The organism is Streptomyces sp. NPDC048584 (genome assembly GCF_043199595.1).
Lineage (GTDB): Bacteria > Actinomycetota > Actinomycetes > Streptomycetales > Streptomycetaceae > Streptomyces > Streptomyces edwardsiae.
In genome coordinates, this window is sequence record NZ_JBICWF010000005.1 from 152,922 (window position 1) to 167,649 (window position 14,728).

At 72.1% G+C, this 14,728-nt stretch carries 15 protein-coding genes; 6 read left to right on the forward strand and 9 right to left on the reverse strand.

The genetic code is table 11. The annotated features are described in order from the left end of the window. The first annotated feature begins 129 nt into the window (after positions 1-129). Together ACGFR9_RS13370 and ACGFR9_RS13375 are read left to right on the forward strand one after the other, a co-directional pair. The gene (locus ACGFR9_RS13370) at positions 130-1,020 is read left to right on the forward strand and encodes a DUF3027 domain-containing protein (RefSeq protein WP_393206725.1); all 891 of its coding nucleotides are present in this window, start codon (positions 130-132) and stop codon (positions 1,018-1,020) included. 66 nt (positions 1,021-1,086) lie between these two features. After that, on the forward strand, positions 1,087-1,338 hold the full coding sequence (locus tag ACGFR9_RS13375; protein ID WP_393206728.1) for a hypothetical protein: 252 nt from the start codon (positions 1,087-1,089) through the stop codon (positions 1,336-1,338). 15 nt (positions 1,339-1,353) lie between these two features. On the opposite strand, the gene ACGFR9_RS13380 is transcribed toward ACGFR9_RS13375, so the two are convergent. The 4 genes from ACGFR9_RS13380 to ACGFR9_RS13395 all read right to left on the reverse strand — a co-directional run bounded on the left by ACGFR9_RS13380 (position 1,354) and on the right by ACGFR9_RS13395 (position 4,045). After that, positions 1,354-1,920, reverse strand: coding sequence for a hypothetical protein (locus tag ACGFR9_RS13380; RefSeq protein ID WP_393206731.1), 567 nt, complete (start codon positions 1,918-1,920; stop codon positions 1,354-1,356). A 23-nt stretch (positions 1,921-1,943) separates the two neighbouring features. Beyond that, positions 1,944-2,390, reverse strand: coding sequence for a hypothetical protein (locus ACGFR9_RS13385; protein WP_393206734.1), 447 nt, complete (start codon positions 2,388-2,390; stop codon positions 1,944-1,946). A 90-nt stretch (positions 2,391-2,480) separates the two neighbouring features. Continuing rightward, positions 2,481-3,362: a helix-turn-helix domain-containing protein gene (locus tag ACGFR9_RS13390; RefSeq protein WP_393206737.1), complete on the reverse strand. Its 882-nt coding sequence runs from the start codon at positions 3,360-3,362 to the stop codon at positions 2,481-2,483. A 242-nt stretch (positions 3,363-3,604) separates the two neighbouring features. Continuing rightward, positions 3,605-4,045: an ATP-binding protein gene (locus ACGFR9_RS13395; protein ID WP_393207521.1), complete on the reverse strand. Its 441-nt coding sequence runs from the start codon at positions 4,043-4,045 to the stop codon at positions 3,605-3,607. Between the two features lie 151 nt (positions 4,046-4,196). Here ACGFR9_RS13395 and ACGFR9_RS13400 point away from each other — a divergent pair, with 151 nt between their 5' ends. The 3 genes from ACGFR9_RS13400 to ACGFR9_RS13410 are packed head-to-tail and all read left to right on the forward strand — an operon-like array spanning position 4,197 to position 5,493. After that, the gene (locus ACGFR9_RS13400; RefSeq protein WP_311710275.1) at positions 4,197-5,081 is read left to right on the forward strand and encodes a helix-turn-helix transcriptional regulator; all 885 of its coding nucleotides are present in this window, start codon (positions 4,197-4,199) and stop codon (positions 5,079-5,081) included. Continuing rightward, positions 5,078-5,287: a DUF397 domain-containing protein gene (locus tag ACGFR9_RS13405; RefSeq protein ID WP_393206741.1), complete on the forward strand. Its 210-nt coding sequence runs from the start codon at positions 5,078-5,080 to the stop codon at positions 5,285-5,287. The genes ACGFR9_RS13400 and ACGFR9_RS13405 overlap by 4 nt, the downstream gene beginning before the upstream one ends. Continuing rightward, positions 5,284-5,493 (forward strand): DUF397 domain-containing protein, encoded by a 210-nt coding sequence (locus tag ACGFR9_RS13410; protein WP_393206744.1) that lies wholly within the window; start codon positions 5,284-5,286, stop codon positions 5,491-5,493. Before ACGFR9_RS13405 ends, ACGFR9_RS13410 begins: the two co-directional genes overlap by 4 nt. 21 nt (positions 5,494-5,514) lie before the next feature. Here the strand turns inward: ACGFR9_RS13410 and ACGFR9_RS13415 are convergent, their stop codons facing one another. The 5 genes from ACGFR9_RS13415 to ACGFR9_RS13435 all read right to left on the reverse strand — a co-directional run bounded on the left by ACGFR9_RS13415 (position 5,515) and on the right by ACGFR9_RS13435 (position 11,181). After that, positions 5,515-6,468: a fatty acid desaturase gene (locus ACGFR9_RS13415; protein ID WP_393206747.1), complete on the reverse strand. Its 954-nt coding sequence runs from the start codon at positions 6,466-6,468 to the stop codon at positions 5,515-5,517. Between the two features lie 199 nt (positions 6,469-6,667). Next, a complete protein-coding gene (gene dapF, locus ACGFR9_RS13420) occupies positions 6,668-7,672 on the reverse strand; it encodes a diaminopimelate epimerase (protein ID WP_393206750.1) in 1,005 nt (334 codons plus the stop codon). 135 nt (positions 7,673-7,807) lie between these two features. Beyond that, positions 7,808-8,668: a hypothetical protein gene (locus tag ACGFR9_RS13425; protein ID WP_393206753.1), complete on the reverse strand. Its 861-nt coding sequence runs from the start codon at positions 8,666-8,668 to the stop codon at positions 7,808-7,810. Between the two features lie 235 nt (positions 8,669-8,903). Continuing rightward, positions 8,904-9,578 carry a M23 family metallopeptidase gene (locus ACGFR9_RS13430; protein ID WP_393206756.1) on the reverse strand — a complete coding sequence of 225 codons (675 nt, stop codon included), beginning with the start codon at positions 9,576-9,578 and terminating at the stop codon, positions 8,904-8,906. A 340-nt stretch (positions 9,579-9,918) separates the two neighbouring features. Continuing rightward, complete coding sequence (locus tag ACGFR9_RS13435; RefSeq protein ID WP_393207524.1) at positions 9,919-11,181, reverse strand: SLC13 family permease; 1,263 nt, start codon at positions 11,179-11,181, stop codon at positions 9,919-9,921. 98 nt (positions 11,182-11,279) lie between these two features. Between ACGFR9_RS13435 and ACGFR9_RS13440 the strand changes: the two genes are divergently transcribed. Further along, positions 11,280-14,411 carry a sacsin N-terminal ATP-binding-like domain-containing protein gene (locus ACGFR9_RS13440; protein WP_393206759.1) on the forward strand — a complete coding sequence of 1,044 codons (3,132 nt, stop codon included), beginning with the start codon at positions 11,280-11,282 and terminating at the stop codon, positions 14,409-14,411. Positions 14,412-14,728: the final 317 nt, after the last annotated feature.

The window sequence follows — 14,728 nt, forward strand, 5'->3', positions numbered from 1 at the left end:
AGAATGGATGGAGGCGCGCCCGAGCACGTCGCGGCGCGGACGTCGACGCGGTCACACTGTCCGCTCCGTCCGCCCCCCGCGCTGGGGAGTGGCGCACTCGTGAGACGGCGTAGGAGAGAAGCGATACCTGTGAGCGCAGCGACAACGCGAAGCCGCACCCCCGACCGTCTGTGCGCCGAGGCAGTCGACCTCGCGCGCACCGCAGCCGAGGAGGCTGCCGCGCCCGGGGTCGTGGGCGAGCACGAGGGGCTGATCTCCGAGGGCGACCGCGTCGTCACCCACTTCTTCGGCTGCCGCGAGCCCGGCTACCGAGGCTGGCGCTGGGCCGTCACCGTCGCCCGCGCCTCCCGCGCCAAGATCGTCACGATCGACGAGGCGGTGCTGCTGCCCGGCCCGGACGCGGTCCTGGCACCCGAGTGGGTGCCGTGGAGCGAGCGGCTGCGCCCCGGCGACATGGGACCCGGAGACCTCCTGCCCACCGACGCCGAGGACCTGCGCCTGGAGCCCGGCTTCACCGGCGAGGAGGAGCCGCCGCCGAGCTCCGCCGTGTCCCACGAGATGGCCGACCTGGTGGAGGCGGAGGACGCCGAACTCACGCTCGGCACCCCGGCCCATCTGGCGATGGCCCCGGCCCGCGGCACGATCGCGGCGGTCGCCGAGGAACTCGGCATGCGCCGCGCCCGCGTCCTGTCCCGCTACGGCCTGCACACCGCCGCCGACCGCTGGGAGGACGACTTCGGCGCGAAGACCCCCATGGCGCAGGCGGCCCCCGCCTCCTGCGTGTCGTGCGGCTTCCTCACCCCGATCGGCGGCTCCCTGGGCCAGGCGTTCGGTGTGTGCGCCAACGAGTTCTCCCCGGCCGACGGCCGTGTCGTCTCCCTGGCGTACGGCTGCGGCGGCCACTCGGAGGCCGCGGTCATGCCGAAGCCCCCGCAGCCGTCCCCGCCGGTCGTCGACGAGACCCGCGTCGACCCCTTCCCCCTCCACCCGGCCTCCGACACGGCGCCGGGAGACTCGTAGCGCGGGGGCCGCACGGTGATACGGGACCTCCATAACGTCCGCCCGCTGCCCGCCGAGGAGCCGGGGGTGACGCCCCTGACCGACGAGGAGGAGCGGCGCTTCCGGGCGGTCCTGTTCAGCGAGCTCGGCAACGAGATCGCGGACCGGGGCCGGGCGCGCTACCCGGCGTACACCCCGGAGGACCGCCGGAGGCTGGTCGACGTCGCGAACCGGCTCACCGCGTACTGGGGCAGGCGGGTGCTGGTGGAGGCCGAGGACGAGTGCCGCCTCCGCCTCCGCCTCGCCGGCCACGGCGGGACGGACCACGTCACGCCGTGACGGGCGGGGCGGGGCTCAGCGGCGCTCTTCGACGTCCTTCACCGAGGTCGGGCCCATCTGCTCGGCGCCGGCGTACTCCGGCATCGTCATGGGCTTGTCGAAGAGGAAGAACGACTGGTTCGTGCCGACGGTGAACTCCATGTACGCGCCGGTTGTGGCGTCGAAGCCGTAGTACGCGTGGCACATGGAGCCCGCCGAGTACGTGCCGTCCATGCCGGGCTGCGGCAGGACCGCCACGCCGTTGGACGTGCTCTCCATCCGCTCGGTCGGGGTGAGCATCTTGCAGCGGGGCACGGGCAGGCCCTTCATGATGAAGTACCCGTACTCGCCCTTGGCGTTCTGGATGTAGACGTACGACAGTTTGCCGGGCTTGCCCCAGGTCTCGACCCACTGGTTGATGGCCTCACGGGTCGGCGAGTACTCCATGCGGCCGGCGGGCTGCCGCGCCACGAGCTGGTCGTAGCCGTCCTGCTTGGCCCGGTTCTCCTTGTCCTGGCTGGAGTCGCCGGTGCAGGAGGCCAGGCCGAGGCCCAGGGCGAGCACCGGGGCGGCCGTCAGACAGATGCGTGCGATCCTGCGCATGGTCGGTTGTCCCCTTCCCGGGATCAGTCGGTGCAGGTCGTCTTCTCGGCGGCGGCGTCGAGCCGGTACGGCAGGTCCTTGTCACGGAAGGGCGCGCGGTGCTCCTGGGCGGCCTTCGTGTTGTAGTCGTTGACGGATTCGATCCGTGTCGCCCTGAGCGCGGTGATCGACTCGTCGATCCGGTCCCTGCGGGCCTCCGACGCCGACCCCCGCTCCTGCTGGAGCACCTGGATCGTTCCTTCGGCGTTCTGTACGGCCTCGCAGAGGTCGAAGAACTCCTCGTAGGTCGTCAGCCGGAACGCGCCGGACGCGACGGTCCGCTCCCGCTCGTCGACCTCGCCCCGGAACGGCGCGGTGATCCACCCGGCGCCTCCGAAGGCGAACGCGCCGACCATGTACAGGACCGCCAGTCCGACGACCCCGCACACGAGCCATGTGCCGATTCGTGCCCCTTCGCGTAATTCCCCCATCACGTCTCCCCTCTCGGTAACGCGCCCTTTCTGTAGGATCGTTGAACAATCCTCGCAGAGTGGCAACCCCTCGCGCGACGTGAATTTCTGTCAGCCGGGCATCGTGAGGCGGGAGATGCCGGGTGAGCGGCAGGCGTGACAGTGGGTTTCGGTCTCGGGGGCGCGGAAGGCGCGGTCGCAGCCGTCGCAGTTGCGCAGAGGGTGGCGGATCGGCGGGGGTGAGGTCGGTGCGCGGTACGGCGGTGGGGGTGGGAGCTGGTCCGTGAGGCGGTGGGCGAGGAGGGCTGCGGGGCGGTGGAGGGGGGTGTCGGGGAGGTTGGTGGTGAGGGCGTGGCGTACGGCGGTGGGGGTGACCTCGCGTTCCAGCCAGGCGGCGACTCCCGGGGCCAGGTGTTCGGTGTCCGTCGCGGAGAGCAGGAGGCGGGGGTCGTGGCGGCGGAGGCCGGTGAGGAGGTCGGTGGCCTGCTGGAGGAGCGCGGGGGCGGCGTAGCCGGGCCGGGGGACGGCGGGCAGGGCCTTGCGGGGGCGTTCCGCCGTCGGCCGGGGGCGTGGGGCGGGGCAGTCGGCGGGGGTCGTCTCACGCCGGTGGCCGGGCTGGTTGCAGGAGGTGGTGCGGGTGATGATGCGGCCGGTGGGGGTGCGGACGCGTTCGCGGCGGAGGTAGCCGTGGGTCTCCAGCTCGCGCAGGGCGTCGCTGATGCGCTTGGTGCCTTCCTTGAAGCGGGCGGCGAGGCTCTTGATGTCCACGGGGGCGCCGGCGGGCAGCGACTGGATGTGGCAGCCGAGGCCGATCGCGAGCAGCGACAACTCGGTGTGCTGGGTGAGGTGGTTGCCGATCACGACGAAGCGGGTGGTGTGGCGCCTGTTCTCGTGGATGACGCCACCGGTGGTGGTGCGGTGACGCGATCGGGGCGGGTTGCCGCCGGGGGCTGACTGGGAGCGCGGGGGAGCGCTAGGGTTTTGGGTACCCATTTGGGAAGCTCCTCTTCCTGGGTGGTCAGGCCCTCGCACCGGGATGCCAGTCCCGGCGGGGGCCGAAGTCTTTTCGGGGGGTGTGCGCTGAGCGTAAGGGTGCTGGGGGATCGAAAATCCAGCTGAGCCGGTGATGTTCACCCGCCCGAGTGACGACACGCCTCGGGCGGGAAAGGGTGGGGCTTGGTGGGGTGCTTTCCCCCAGAGTTCTTGTTCTGGAAGGCGCCGACGGCACCGGAGCCTCAGAACTCGGGTTCCGGTGTCGTAAGCCGCAGTTCGGCCCAGACGGTCTTGCGCGGGAAGCGCCCCTCGGATACCCCCCAACGGTCCGCGAGCGCCTCCACCAGGAGCAGCCCACGCCCGGACTCGGAGTCGGTGGGGGCTTGTTGCGGCTGCGGCAGGAGCTCACCGAGCGTGTCGGTCACCTCGATACGGAGGGTGTCGGCCACGACGTAGAGCGTGAGCCGGAAGTCCCGCCCCGGCACGCGACCGTGCGTCACCGCGTTGACGGCCAGCTCCGCGATGACCTGACGGGCGGGATCCATCGGCAGCCCCCAGGAGCGGAGTTGTTCCGCCCCGAGCAGCCGGGCGAGACGAGCTCCGCGTGGTGTGGGGGAGAGCTGCACGGTGAAGTTGCGGATGGGGGTCGTGGGTTCGGCGATTTGCTGATTCACATCACCCAGCGTGGTGGCGTCTGCGTACCGTAGATAGTCACTCAGCGCGTACGTACGGTCACTGTCCGATGGTTGTCCGGTGCTGTCGTGGCTGTTCCGACGGTTGGTACGGGCAGGACGCCGGGTGCGTCACGAACCCACGACGAGGGAGAGGTGCGGCATGACGGCGGTCGAGACGGAGACGGAGACGGGGCAACTCAAGACCGAGGCGGACGAGCCGGGTTGGGAGGTCGACCCGGACGACGAGTGGGGCGTCGCGGTCATCACGACCGTCGGACGCCAGCTGAAACTTCGCCGTGAGGCGATGGGGATGCGGGCCGCCGAGTTCGGCCGGATCGTCGGCTACGGCGAGGACATGGTGTACAAGATCGAGGGCGGCAAGCGCATCCCCCGCGAGGAGTTCCTGGACAAGGCGGACGAGGTCCTGGACGCGGGCGGGCTGATCGCGGCGGCCTGGGAGGACGTGAAGAAGGTCCGGTACCCGAAGAGGGTGCGGGCGCTGGGGAAGTTGGAGGCGAGGGCGGTCGAGATCGGGCTGTACGAGTGCAACATCGTTGCCGGGCTGTTGCAGACGCCAGAACACGCGAGGGCGGTGATCGGGGCGGCACAGCCGCCGTACTCGCCCGACGACGTGGAGCGCATGGTGGCCGCACGTCTGGATCGGCAAGCGATCTTCGAGCGCGACCCGGCTCCGGCGCTCAGTTTCGTCCTGGAAGAGGGGGCTCTGCGCCGACCCATCGGGGGGAAAATGGTTCGGCGTCAGCAACTCGAACGTTTGTTGGAGGTGGGGCGGTTGCACAACGTCGTGCTCCAGGTGATGCCGATGAATTGCGAGACCCACTCCGGGATGGACGGCAGGATCGAGCTGCTGAAGTTCGCGGACGGCACGGCAGTGGGGCGTTCTGACGGTGCGTTCAACGGCCGGCCGACCTCCGATCCGAGACAACTGCGCGTTCTTGAGCTGCGGTATGGCACGATCCGGGCTCAGGCACTCTCTCCATGCGAGTCAATGGCCTTCGTCGAGCAACTGCTGGGAGAAACATGATCCGCAAGACCACCGTCGGGGACGCCTCTGAGCTGGCGTGGTTCAAGAGCAGCTACAGCGGTGGCAACGACGGCAACTCCTGCGTCGAACTCGCCCTCACCCTCGGCACCGTCCACGTCCGTGACTCCAAGACCCTCGACGGGCCGAGGCTGGCCCTCGCTCCCGGAGCCTGGACACAGTTCGTGGCGTTTGCCTCGGGCTCATGAGCCGCGGCGATGCGGTTGCGGCCGCCTCGGGGCTGGTGTGGTTCAAGAGCAGCTACAGCAGCGGCAATAACGGCGAGTCGTGCGTCGAACTCGCCGTTACCCCCGGCACCGTCCACGTCCGTGACTCCAAGGACACCGCGGGCCCCCGTCTCGCCTTCGCCCCCGGCACGTGGGCGCGTTTCGTCCCGTACGCCTGCGAAGGCTGAGCACACTGCGCGGTCTGCCCGCTACTTCGGCAGCGGGCGGACCAGCTGGCGGGCACGAGCGGCCCCGGAGACCGGGGCCAGCGCCCGGCGGTGACGGCGGAGCACCGCCGACTTGCCCAGGAGCAGGGCGTGCGGTCGGTATGCGGGGCCGCACAGGGCGCGCTCCAGCGCCGGGAGGTAGTTCCAGCGCACCGAAGGATGCGCGGAGTGCGCGAAGTGGTACAGGTCGCCGTAGGGCAGCCAGGTGCCGCGGGCCAGCAGGGCGAGGAGCGCGTTGCGCGGATACAGGCGCAGGCAGCGGCCCGCCTCCACGGCGACGGGCGGCCTGGTGACCGGCTCCGGGTCGAACCAGCGGTGTTCGACGAGCAGCGACATCCAGGCGAGCTGCGGATACAGCAGCAGCCGGGGCAGCGCGTAGGCGAACACCGCCGCCTCCCAGCCGAAGGCCACGGCGAGTGCCGCCGTCACCGCCATCGGACCGGCCGCCCGCAGCCGCCCGGCACCCGCTTCCCGCCACAGGCCGGTCAGGCTGCGCACGGTGCCGTGGACACCAGTCGGGGTGAGCGGGTGGATCAGGGCGAACGCGTACCGCACCGCCGTGGCTCCCGGGCGCAGTCCCGCCGCGTGAAGTTCGGCCAGGTTCGGATCGGCACCGGCGACCGTCGCGTTCGGATGGTGCTCGCGTACGTGCCGACGTCGGCGTACGGACACGGGGACGAAACCGAGCGGGATGTGCACGGCCACCTCGGCGAGCAGTGTGTTCAGCCGGCCCTCGCGTACCAGCACGCCGTGTACCGCGAAGTGGCTGACCTCCTGGAGGTGGCGAAATTTCACCGCTCCCGCGAGGGCCGCGACCACGCACCCCCAAGGGCCGCCGGGCACGGCCACCGCACACCATCCGGCGAACTCCAGCCAGTGACCCAGCAGCAGAAGCACGGGCGTGACGTCGTTCAGCCGCTCACGCTGGAGCCGCATCACCGGACGGAGCGAGTCCGGTGTGTGCCGTCCCCGCGCCGGACTGAACCACCACCGGTCCACTTGTCGCAGCGCGATCCCTACTGTGACGGCTACCAGGCCGATCGACAGCACCCCCAACGTCGTCCCCTCCCCTTTGTCCCCCCACTGGAAGCAGCACGGGGCGGGGCCGACCGTCGGGACAGAGCCGGGCCGGCGGTCAGACCTCGGTCGGGTGGACGCCCGCCTCGTGCAGCACCTTCATGTTTTCCCGGCTGAGCTCCGCGAACGCGCTGATTTCCGCCATGTGCGCGGCACCGTCGTAGGACACCGGACCGTCCCCCAGGAGCACCGCGGGGTCGAGTTCCGCGTCGTACACGAGGGTGGCGTTGCCCTCCAGCACCGGCTGCCACACGTCACCGACCGTTCGGAGGAAGCTGCGAGCGACACCGCCGGGGTTCCGCACGGTCACCGGCCGCTCCGGGTCGACCAGCCCGAGCCGGGACAGGGTGGCGCGGGAGGCCGCGATGCCGGAACCGCACGACGGGGTCAGTCCGGCGCCCCGCTCGTAGGTGTGGATGAACACCTCGTCGTCCGACAGCGGCAGCACGAAGGAGAGATTGGCGCCGATCGGGAACACCCCGGGTGAACCTGCGACGCGCTGCCCGGTCTCGATCAGCTCCGTCTCGTCGTACGCGTCGATCACCGTGATCAGGTGCGAGTTCGGGACCGCGACCGCCGTCACATGCCGCGACGGGTGGAAGGCCGGAAGGAGTCGGTCCACATACTCGCCGTGCGGTCCCGCCTCCGCCACGATCGGCTCGCCCGGCGCGAAATCGACGGCGGGCAGCTCCACCGACACCTGCCGTACACCGTGGGACGTGCGGCCCCGGTCGCGCACGGTGAAGGAGTACGGCCCCTGCTCCACGACGACCGAGTCCGCCTGGTGCCGGTCCAGCAGTATCCGGCCCGCGCACCGCATCCCGTTGCCGCAGAGCAGCGCCTCGGACCCGTCCGGGTTGTAGAACCAGGCCCGCGCGGTGCCGTCGCCGTGATCGGCCACGAAGTACACGCCGTCACCGCCCAGTCCCCGCTTGCGGTCGCACAGCAGCCCGACAGCCCGGGTCAGCTCGTCCGCCGTGGTGAAGTGGTCGAGCGGCGCACCGTCCACGACGAAGATGTCGTTCCGGGAGCCGTGGGCCTTGGTGAGCGAGAGAGTGGACATCACGTACTTTCCGTCGCGCTGCGAGTTCGCGCCGTCCCGCCAGGTCCGGACCGGCCGTCGTTCCATGCTAGCGAAGGCCGTTCGATATCACGGAACGTGATGGATCAGGGGGAGGGGCTGCGTGACGAGTGGGCCTCAGAGGCGGGCTGCCGCGTCACGGACGGCCGACTCGTCCCACGTCCCGGCGTCCAGCATGGGACGCACGGCCGACTCATAGGACTGGAGGACGAACGGCGCCGAGTCCGAGCCGTGTCCCCAGATCGACTCGAAACGCCCGGCCCAACGCTCGACGTGCTTGAAGTACACGGAGCTGCGGCCACGGCGGTAGTCGGCGTCTCCCTGCTCCTCTTCAAGGAGCACGGCGGCCTTCGACATCACGACGAAGTCCACGGCCTGGTCGGCCCGCAACCGGTCCCGCACGGCGAGTGCGCACTGCACGCCCAGTGAACGATGGTGATCGACGAGCGCGAGGAAGGAGCGGGCGAAGTCCTCCCTGACGAGATCCTCCTGCCAGCAGATGAAGAGCCGCTGAACGGTCCCACCCGCCTCGATCAGACGCCGGTTGACGGCCAGATACTCTCGCCGCTGCGTCAACAGGCTGGGGTTGGTGGTGAGGTCGGCCGCCAGGACTCGCTTGGGCTCGGTGCCGGAGTCGACGATGGCCTGGAAGAGCAGTACGGACAACCGGGGCACCTCGGACGCGTACACCTGGAGGTGTCCGTCGGCGATCTCGCCGAATCCGGCGATGAGTTCGCGTTCCAACTGCTCGCGTACCAGCGCGAAGTAGCGGGCGTCCGCCATGTGCCGGTCGTTGGCTCGGCGAAGCTGGATGTAGATACGGCGTAACCACATGTGGTTGGCGACCATGAGCAGCAGGAGTACGGTCTCCGCCGCCAGCAGAACGTTCTTGAGCGCGCTCTTCTCGGCAACCCAGGCTGCGACGGGGATGGCGATACCGGCGATGCCCACCAGCGCGTTCAGCACCTGAGAGGACAAGGCGTCCGCAACGCGAGTGCTGAAGTCCCGACGTGGCTGCGTAGTCGTTGTCATGCGGTCCATCCCCCTGACGAGTGCACTCGCCTCACATCTTCGGGGCTCTGATTACGGACAGGCAAGGGTGCTTTGCAGTCGGTGATGATGTTTCAGCCCCCTGAACGCGTGGCGCGACCCCGGGAGCGGCGCAGGGCCGCTCCCGGGGTCGCTCGGTGTTGCTGGGTGACCGGGCTCAGGGTCAGAGGTTGACGCCGTTGGCGCGCAGGAAGGTCGCCGGGTTGATGGCGGAGCCGTAGTTCGGGGTGGTGCGGATCTCGAAGTGCAGGTGGGGGCCGCTGGAGTTGCCGGTGTTGCCGGACAGGGCGATCTTCTGGCCGGTCTTGACGACCTGGCCGGCCTTCACGTCGACCTGCGACAGGTGGGCGTACTGGGAGTACTTGCCGTTGCTGTGCTTGATGACGACGGCGTTGCCGTACGCGGGGCCGTCACCGGCGCCGTTGCCGCCGGCCTTGACGACGGTGCCGCCGTGGGCGGCCATGACCTTCGTGCCGGTCGGGACGGCGTAGTCCTGGCCGGAGTGCTTGTGCGCCCACATGCCGCCGTTCGCGGCGTAGCTCGCGGACAGCTTGTAGCTCTTGACCGGGGAGACCCAGGACGCCTGCTTCTTGGCGGCGGCGGCCTTGGTGGCCTTGGCGGCCTGAGCCTTCGCGGCCTGCGTCTTCGCGGCCTCGGCCTGAGCGGCGGCCTGCGCCTGGACAGCGGTGGCGCTGCCGGACACGGCCGTGTTCTCGGCGGCGGCGACCGCGACCCCGGCTCCCAGGACGACCGTGGCGCCCATTCCGGCGGCCAGGACGGCGGCGCGGGTGCGGGTGTCGGTCGTACGGGGGAAACGGGACGTGACGCGCTCGAACATCGAAAACCTCTTGGGTGAGGGGGCGGGGGAAGCCGGCGGTGGAACGAGTCCGTGCCGCGCTGGCTGTTCCAGTGGTAACCGCCCCCGCCCAAAAGCCGCAAAGGTGTGACCTACGACGAAACGTCGTACATCGGGCATGAGATCCACGTCTCTTGACGGACGGGTCCGGTCGGGGCGAAAGCCCCATTTCACGCCGATCGATCAGCCCTGCGCACCAAATGTCCGGTTTGGGGTCCCTCGCTTCCCCACTATTCCGGGTAGTGGTCACCGTTCCGCCTGTGCCGCTTGTCACCGGGCGCCCCGCCCCGATGTGGCGTGGGTCTCCGAGATCCGGGTGGAATCAGCCGCCCAGCAACTCCAGTGACACCCACAGCGCCACCGTCGACACCACCAGTGCCGCCGGGACGGTGGCCAGGCCCAGCAGCGTGAAGCGCTTGAGGCTGACCTCGTGGGCGTGGTGGTGGGCGATACGGCGCCACAGGAGGGTGGCCAGGGAGCCCGCGTAGGTGAGGTTCGGGCCGATGTTGACGCCGAGCAGCACCGCGAGGACCGCGCCGGGGCCGGACGGCGCGGCCAGCGGGGCGAGGGCGAGGACCGCGGGCAGGTTGTTGATCAGGTTGGCGAGTACGGCGGCCAGGGCGGCGATGCCCAGCAGGGCGGGGAGGGTCGTGCCGTCGGGGAGGATCGCGCCGAGCGCGTCGTCCAGGCCGTGGTCCAGGACCGCCCGTACGACCACGCCCAGCGCGAGGACGAACGCGAGGAACGGCAGGTCGGCCGAGCGGAGGATCGCCGCCGGGGTGGTGTGACGGCGGGACAGGGCGCGTACGGCCATCACGGTCGCGCCGGCCGCCGCCGCCCACGCCGGGTCGACGCCGAGCGCGGACGCCACGGCGAACCCGGCGAGCGTGGCGGCCACCGTCACCAGGGCGAAGAGCGGCAGCTCGGGCGGCTGCTCCGGCACCTTCGGCGCGGTCGGCGGCGCGTCCAGGTCGGCGGCGAAGAAGCGACGGAAGACGGCGTACTCCACGGCGACGGCCGCCAGCCACGGCAGCAGCATCAGTGCCGCGAACCGGGTGAAGCTCAGCCCGGTGGCGGCGAACGCGAGCAGGTTCGTCAGGTTCGACACCGGCAGCAGCAGGGACGCCGTGTTCGACAGATGCGCGCCGGCGTAGACATGGGGCGCGGGGCGGGCTCCCATGCGGGTGGCGGTGGCGAACACCACCGGCGTCAGCAGCACGACGGTGGCGTCCAGGCTGAGCGCGGCGGTGATCAGCGAGGCGAGCGCGAAGACGGCGCCGAGGAGTCTGCGCGGCCGGTGGCGGGACCAGCGGGCCATCCAGATCCCGCAGGCGTGGAAGAGGCCCTCGTCGGCACAGAGCCTCGCCAGCACCAGTACGGCGGCGAGGAAGCCGATCACCGGCCCGAGCCGGGCGGCCTCCTCCCGTACCGCGTCCAGCGGGGCGGCGCCGGTGGCGACCACGAGGCCGGCGGCGGGCACGGCGAACGCCGCCTCCGGCCAGCGGAAGGGACGGACGACGGCACACACCAGCACCACGGCCAGGGCGGCGACGGACAGCGACTCGAGCAGCACAGTGCTGATCATCCACAGGGTGCGGCGGGACATGGACACCGCGTCCCCGGGGTGTCGCGGGGCGGTACCTTCGACCTCACGCCGATGAGGGCCGATGAGGAGAGATGAACGTGAGCAAGTTCGTGCGGCCCGCAGCCGAGGGAGCCGATCCGTTCGGTACGGCACGTCTGCGACGCGGAGTCCTGGACGCCTGGGCCACCAGTCCCGCCCGCTTCCGTGAGGACGCCAACGCGGAGGAGGACCTCGTCCTCGGCGGCTACCGGGACCGTCTCGTCGTCGAGCTGGCGCAGAACGCCGCCGACGCCGCCGCCCGGGCCGGTGTACCGGGCCGGCTGCGGCTCACCCTGCGCGAGGACGTCCTCGTCGCGGCGAACACCGGCGCGCCGCTGGACGCGGCCGGTGTCGAGTCGCTGTCCACGCTGCGGGCCTCCGCCAAGCGGGACGCCCCGGACCGGGCCGTGGGGCGGTTCGGCGTCGGCTTCGCCGCCGTCCTCGCCGTCACCGACGAGCCCGCCGTCGTCGGCCGGCACGGCGGGATCCGCTGGTCGCTGGCCGAGGCGCGGGAGCTCGCGGGCGACACCGCCCGGCACAGTCCCGGCCTGGGGGACGAGGTCCGCCGCCGGGACGGGCACGTACCGCTGTTGCGTCTCCCGTTCGCCGCCGAGGGCACCGCGCCCGGTCCGTACGACACCGCCGTCATCCTTCCCCTGCGGGACACCGCCGCCGCCGACCTCGCCGAGCGGCTGCTGAACGCCGTCGACGACGCCCTGCTGCTCGCCCTGCCCGGCCTGGAAGAGGTCGTCGTCGAGATCGGGGACACCGAGCCCCGTACGGTCAGCCGACGTGACGAGGACGGACTCACCGTCGTGGAGGACTCCCGGGACGGCACCACCCGCTGGCGCACCGCCGCCGAGCACGGCCCCCTCACCCCCGACCTGCTCGCCGGCCGGCCGGTCGAGGAGCGGCTGCGGCCGTTCTGGTCGGTCACCTGGGCCGTCCCCGTGGCCAGCGACGGCACCCCTGCCCGGCCCCGCACCGGCGCCGTCGTGCACGCGCCCACGCCGAGCGACGAGCCCCTCGGCGTGCCCGCCCTCCTCATCGCGTCCCTCCCGCTGGACTCCACCCGCCGGCACGCCGCGCCCGGCCCGCTCACCGACTTCCTCGTACAGCGCGCCGCCGACGCCTACACCGGGCTCCTCGCCGACTGGCGCCCGGTGACCGCGGGCCTCATCGACCTCGTGCCCGGCCCGCTCGGCAAGGGCGAACTGGACGGGGCCCTGCGCCGGGCGATCCTCGAACGGCTGCCGCGTACGTCCTTCCTGCCGCCCGCCGCGGAGCGGGCCGGGCGGCACGACGACTCCGAGCTGCCCGAGTCCCTGCGGCCCCGGGACGCCGAGGTCGTCGAGAGCGCGGGCGCCGACACCGTACGGGTACTGGCCGAGGTCCTGCCCACCCTGCTGCCCGCCGGGCTCGAACGCCGTGCCGAGCTGCGCACGCTGGGTGTCGCCCGGGTGCCGCTCACCGACGCGATCGACCGGCTGGCCGGTCTGGAGAAGTCCCCCGACTGGTGGCGGCGGCTGTACGACAGCCTCGCCGGGGTCGACCCGGACCGGCTGTCCGGGCTTCCCGTCCCCCTGGCCGACGGGCGTACGGCGATCGGGCCCCGGCAGGTGCTGCTGCCCGGCACGGAGGCCGCCCGGATCGACCCCGAGGTGCTGGCCCGGCTGGGGCTGAAGGTCGCGCACCCGGACGCCGCCCACCCCCTCCTGGAGAAGCTCGGCGCGCTCCCCGCCACCCCGCGCGCCGTCCTCACCACCCCCCAGGTGCGGGCCGCCGTCGCCGCCTCACTGGACGACGAGGGCGGGCTGAACTGGGAGGAGGACGCCCCGGACGCCGAGGAACTCGCCGACACCGTCCTCGCGCTGGTGCGCGACGCGGGTCTCGAACCCGGTGACGAGCCCTGGCTGGGCGCGCTCGCCCTCCCCGACGAGGACGGCGAACTCTCCCCGGCCTGCGAACTCGTCTTCCCCGGCGGGCCGTTCGCCCAGGTCATGCGCGAGGGCGAACTCGCCTCCGTGGACGGCGAACTGGCCGACAGATGGGGTGAACAGCCGCTCGCCGCCTGTGGGGTGATGGTCGGCTTCGCACTGATCCGGGCCACCGACGTGGTCCTCGACCCGGACGAACTGGAGCCCCGCGAAGGGGACTTCGCCGAGCCGGACGACGCGGGTCTGCTGGACGCCGTGGACGTGTGGAGCGAGGACGTCCTGGACCGCTTCCCGGACAGCCCCGTCCCGCCCGTCGCCACCGAGATCGTCGCCGTGCGCGACCTCGACCTCGTGGACGACGACCGGTGGCCCGAGGCCCTCGCCCTGCTGTCCCGGCCCCCGCTGCGCGACGCGCTCGTCCAGCCGGTCCGGATCCTGCTGCACGACGGCACGCACGAGGTCGTACGGCCATACACCGCGTGGTGGCTGCGCGGGCACCCGGTGATCGGTGGGCGGCGCCCCGCCGGACTCCGCGCGGCCGGCGGGGACCCGCTGCTGCGCGGCCTGTACGACGAGGCCGACGCGAGCGGGTTCGAGGACGAGCAGGTGCTGCGGGCGCTGGGCGTACGGACGTCGGTGGCCGCGCTGCTGGACGAACCGGGCGGTGCGGCGGAACTCCTGGACCGGCTCGCCGACGCCGGACGGCCGGTCACGGCGGCCCAGCTCCACGCGCTCTACGGCGCGCTGGCGGAGCTGGACCCGGAGCAGGTGACTCTGCCGGACGATCTGCGGGCCGTGGTCGACGGGCGGGTGGAGGTGGTGGACGCCGCGGACGCGGTGGTGGTCGACTCGCCCGACCTGCTGCCGTTCACCTCCGGTGTGCCGCTGCTGCCGGTCCGGCCGGCGCGGGCCGCGGAGCTGGCGGAGCTGTTCCAGGTGCGGCGGCTGAGCGAGTCCGTCACCGGGGAGGTGGACTCCGAGGGCGCGGAGCACGACGTACCGGAGCCGGTGCGGGTGCTGCTGGGGGCGCGGACCCCGGCCGTGTACGTCGAGCACGAGGAACTCGTCGTGGACGGCGTGGAGATCGACTGGCGGCTGACGGACGACGGGATCCTGCACGCGGCGACGCTGGAGGGGGTGGCGGCGGGGCTCGCCTGGGCGGCGGGCCAGTGGCCGCGGCGCTTCGAGGTGGCGGCGCTGCTGGAGGATCCGTCCCGCACGGACGAACTGTCCCGCGACCGCTGGTTCGACTGACCACCACCCCGCCGACCGGCCGCCGGCCCCTCACCCCCACTCTCGGCGGCCGGCCGCCGGTGCCCCGGGGCAGCGTGGGAGGGCAAACACGACAGCCCCCACTCCCCGCGGCCGGTCGTGCCGCGGGGCGGAGGGGGTAGCTATGGCGGCCGCCGTCCCGCCCCCGCCCCCGCTCTCCGCGGTCGGTCGTGCCGCGGGGCGGAGGGGGCAGCCGTGCCGTCCCGCCCCCGCCCCCGCTCTCCGCGGGCAGTCGTGCCGCGGGGCGGAGGGGGTAGCTATGGCGGCCGCCGTCCCGCCCCCGCTCCCCGCGGGCAGTC

Excerpts from the sequence above, each read along its gene's own strand:
- ACGFR9_RS13380 (WP_393206731.1), bottom strand. The coding sequence starts at position 1,920 with ATGCGCAGGATCGCACGCATCTGTCTGACGGCCGCCCCGGTGCTCGCC.
- ACGFR9_RS13385 (WP_393206734.1), bottom strand. The coding sequence starts at position 2,390 with ATGGGGGAATTACGCGAAGGGGCACGAATCGGCACATGGCTCGTGTGC.
- ACGFR9_RS13390 (WP_393206737.1), bottom strand. The coding sequence starts at position 3,362 with ATGGGTACCCAAAACCCTAGCGCTCCCCCGCGCTCCCAGTCAGCCCCC.
- ACGFR9_RS13400 (WP_311710275.1), top strand. The coding sequence starts at position 4,197 with ATGACGGCGGTCGAGACGGAGACGGAGACGGGGCAACTCAAGACCGAG.
- ACGFR9_RS13405 (WP_393206741.1), top strand. The coding sequence starts at position 5,078 with ATGATCCGCAAGACCACCGTCGGGGACGCCTCTGAGCTGGCGTGGTTC.
- ACGFR9_RS13410 (WP_393206744.1), top strand. The coding sequence starts at position 5,284 with ATGAGCCGCGGCGATGCGGTTGCGGCCGCCTCGGGGCTGGTGTGGTTC.
- ACGFR9_RS13415 (WP_393206747.1), bottom strand. The coding sequence starts at position 6,468 with ATGCGGCTCCAGCGTGAGCGGCTGAACGACGTCACGCCCGTGCTTCTG.
- dapF (WP_393206750.1), bottom strand. The coding sequence starts at position 7,672 with ATGTCCACTCTCTCGCTCACCAAGGCCCACGGCTCCCGGAACGACATC.
- ACGFR9_RS13430 (WP_393206756.1), bottom strand. The coding sequence starts at position 9,578 with ATGTTCGAGCGCGTCACGTCCCGTTTCCCCCGTACGACCGACACCCGC.
- ACGFR9_RS13435 (WP_393207524.1), bottom strand. The coding sequence starts at position 11,181 with ATGATCAGCACTGTGCTGCTCGAGTCGCTGTCCGTCGCCGCCCTGGCC.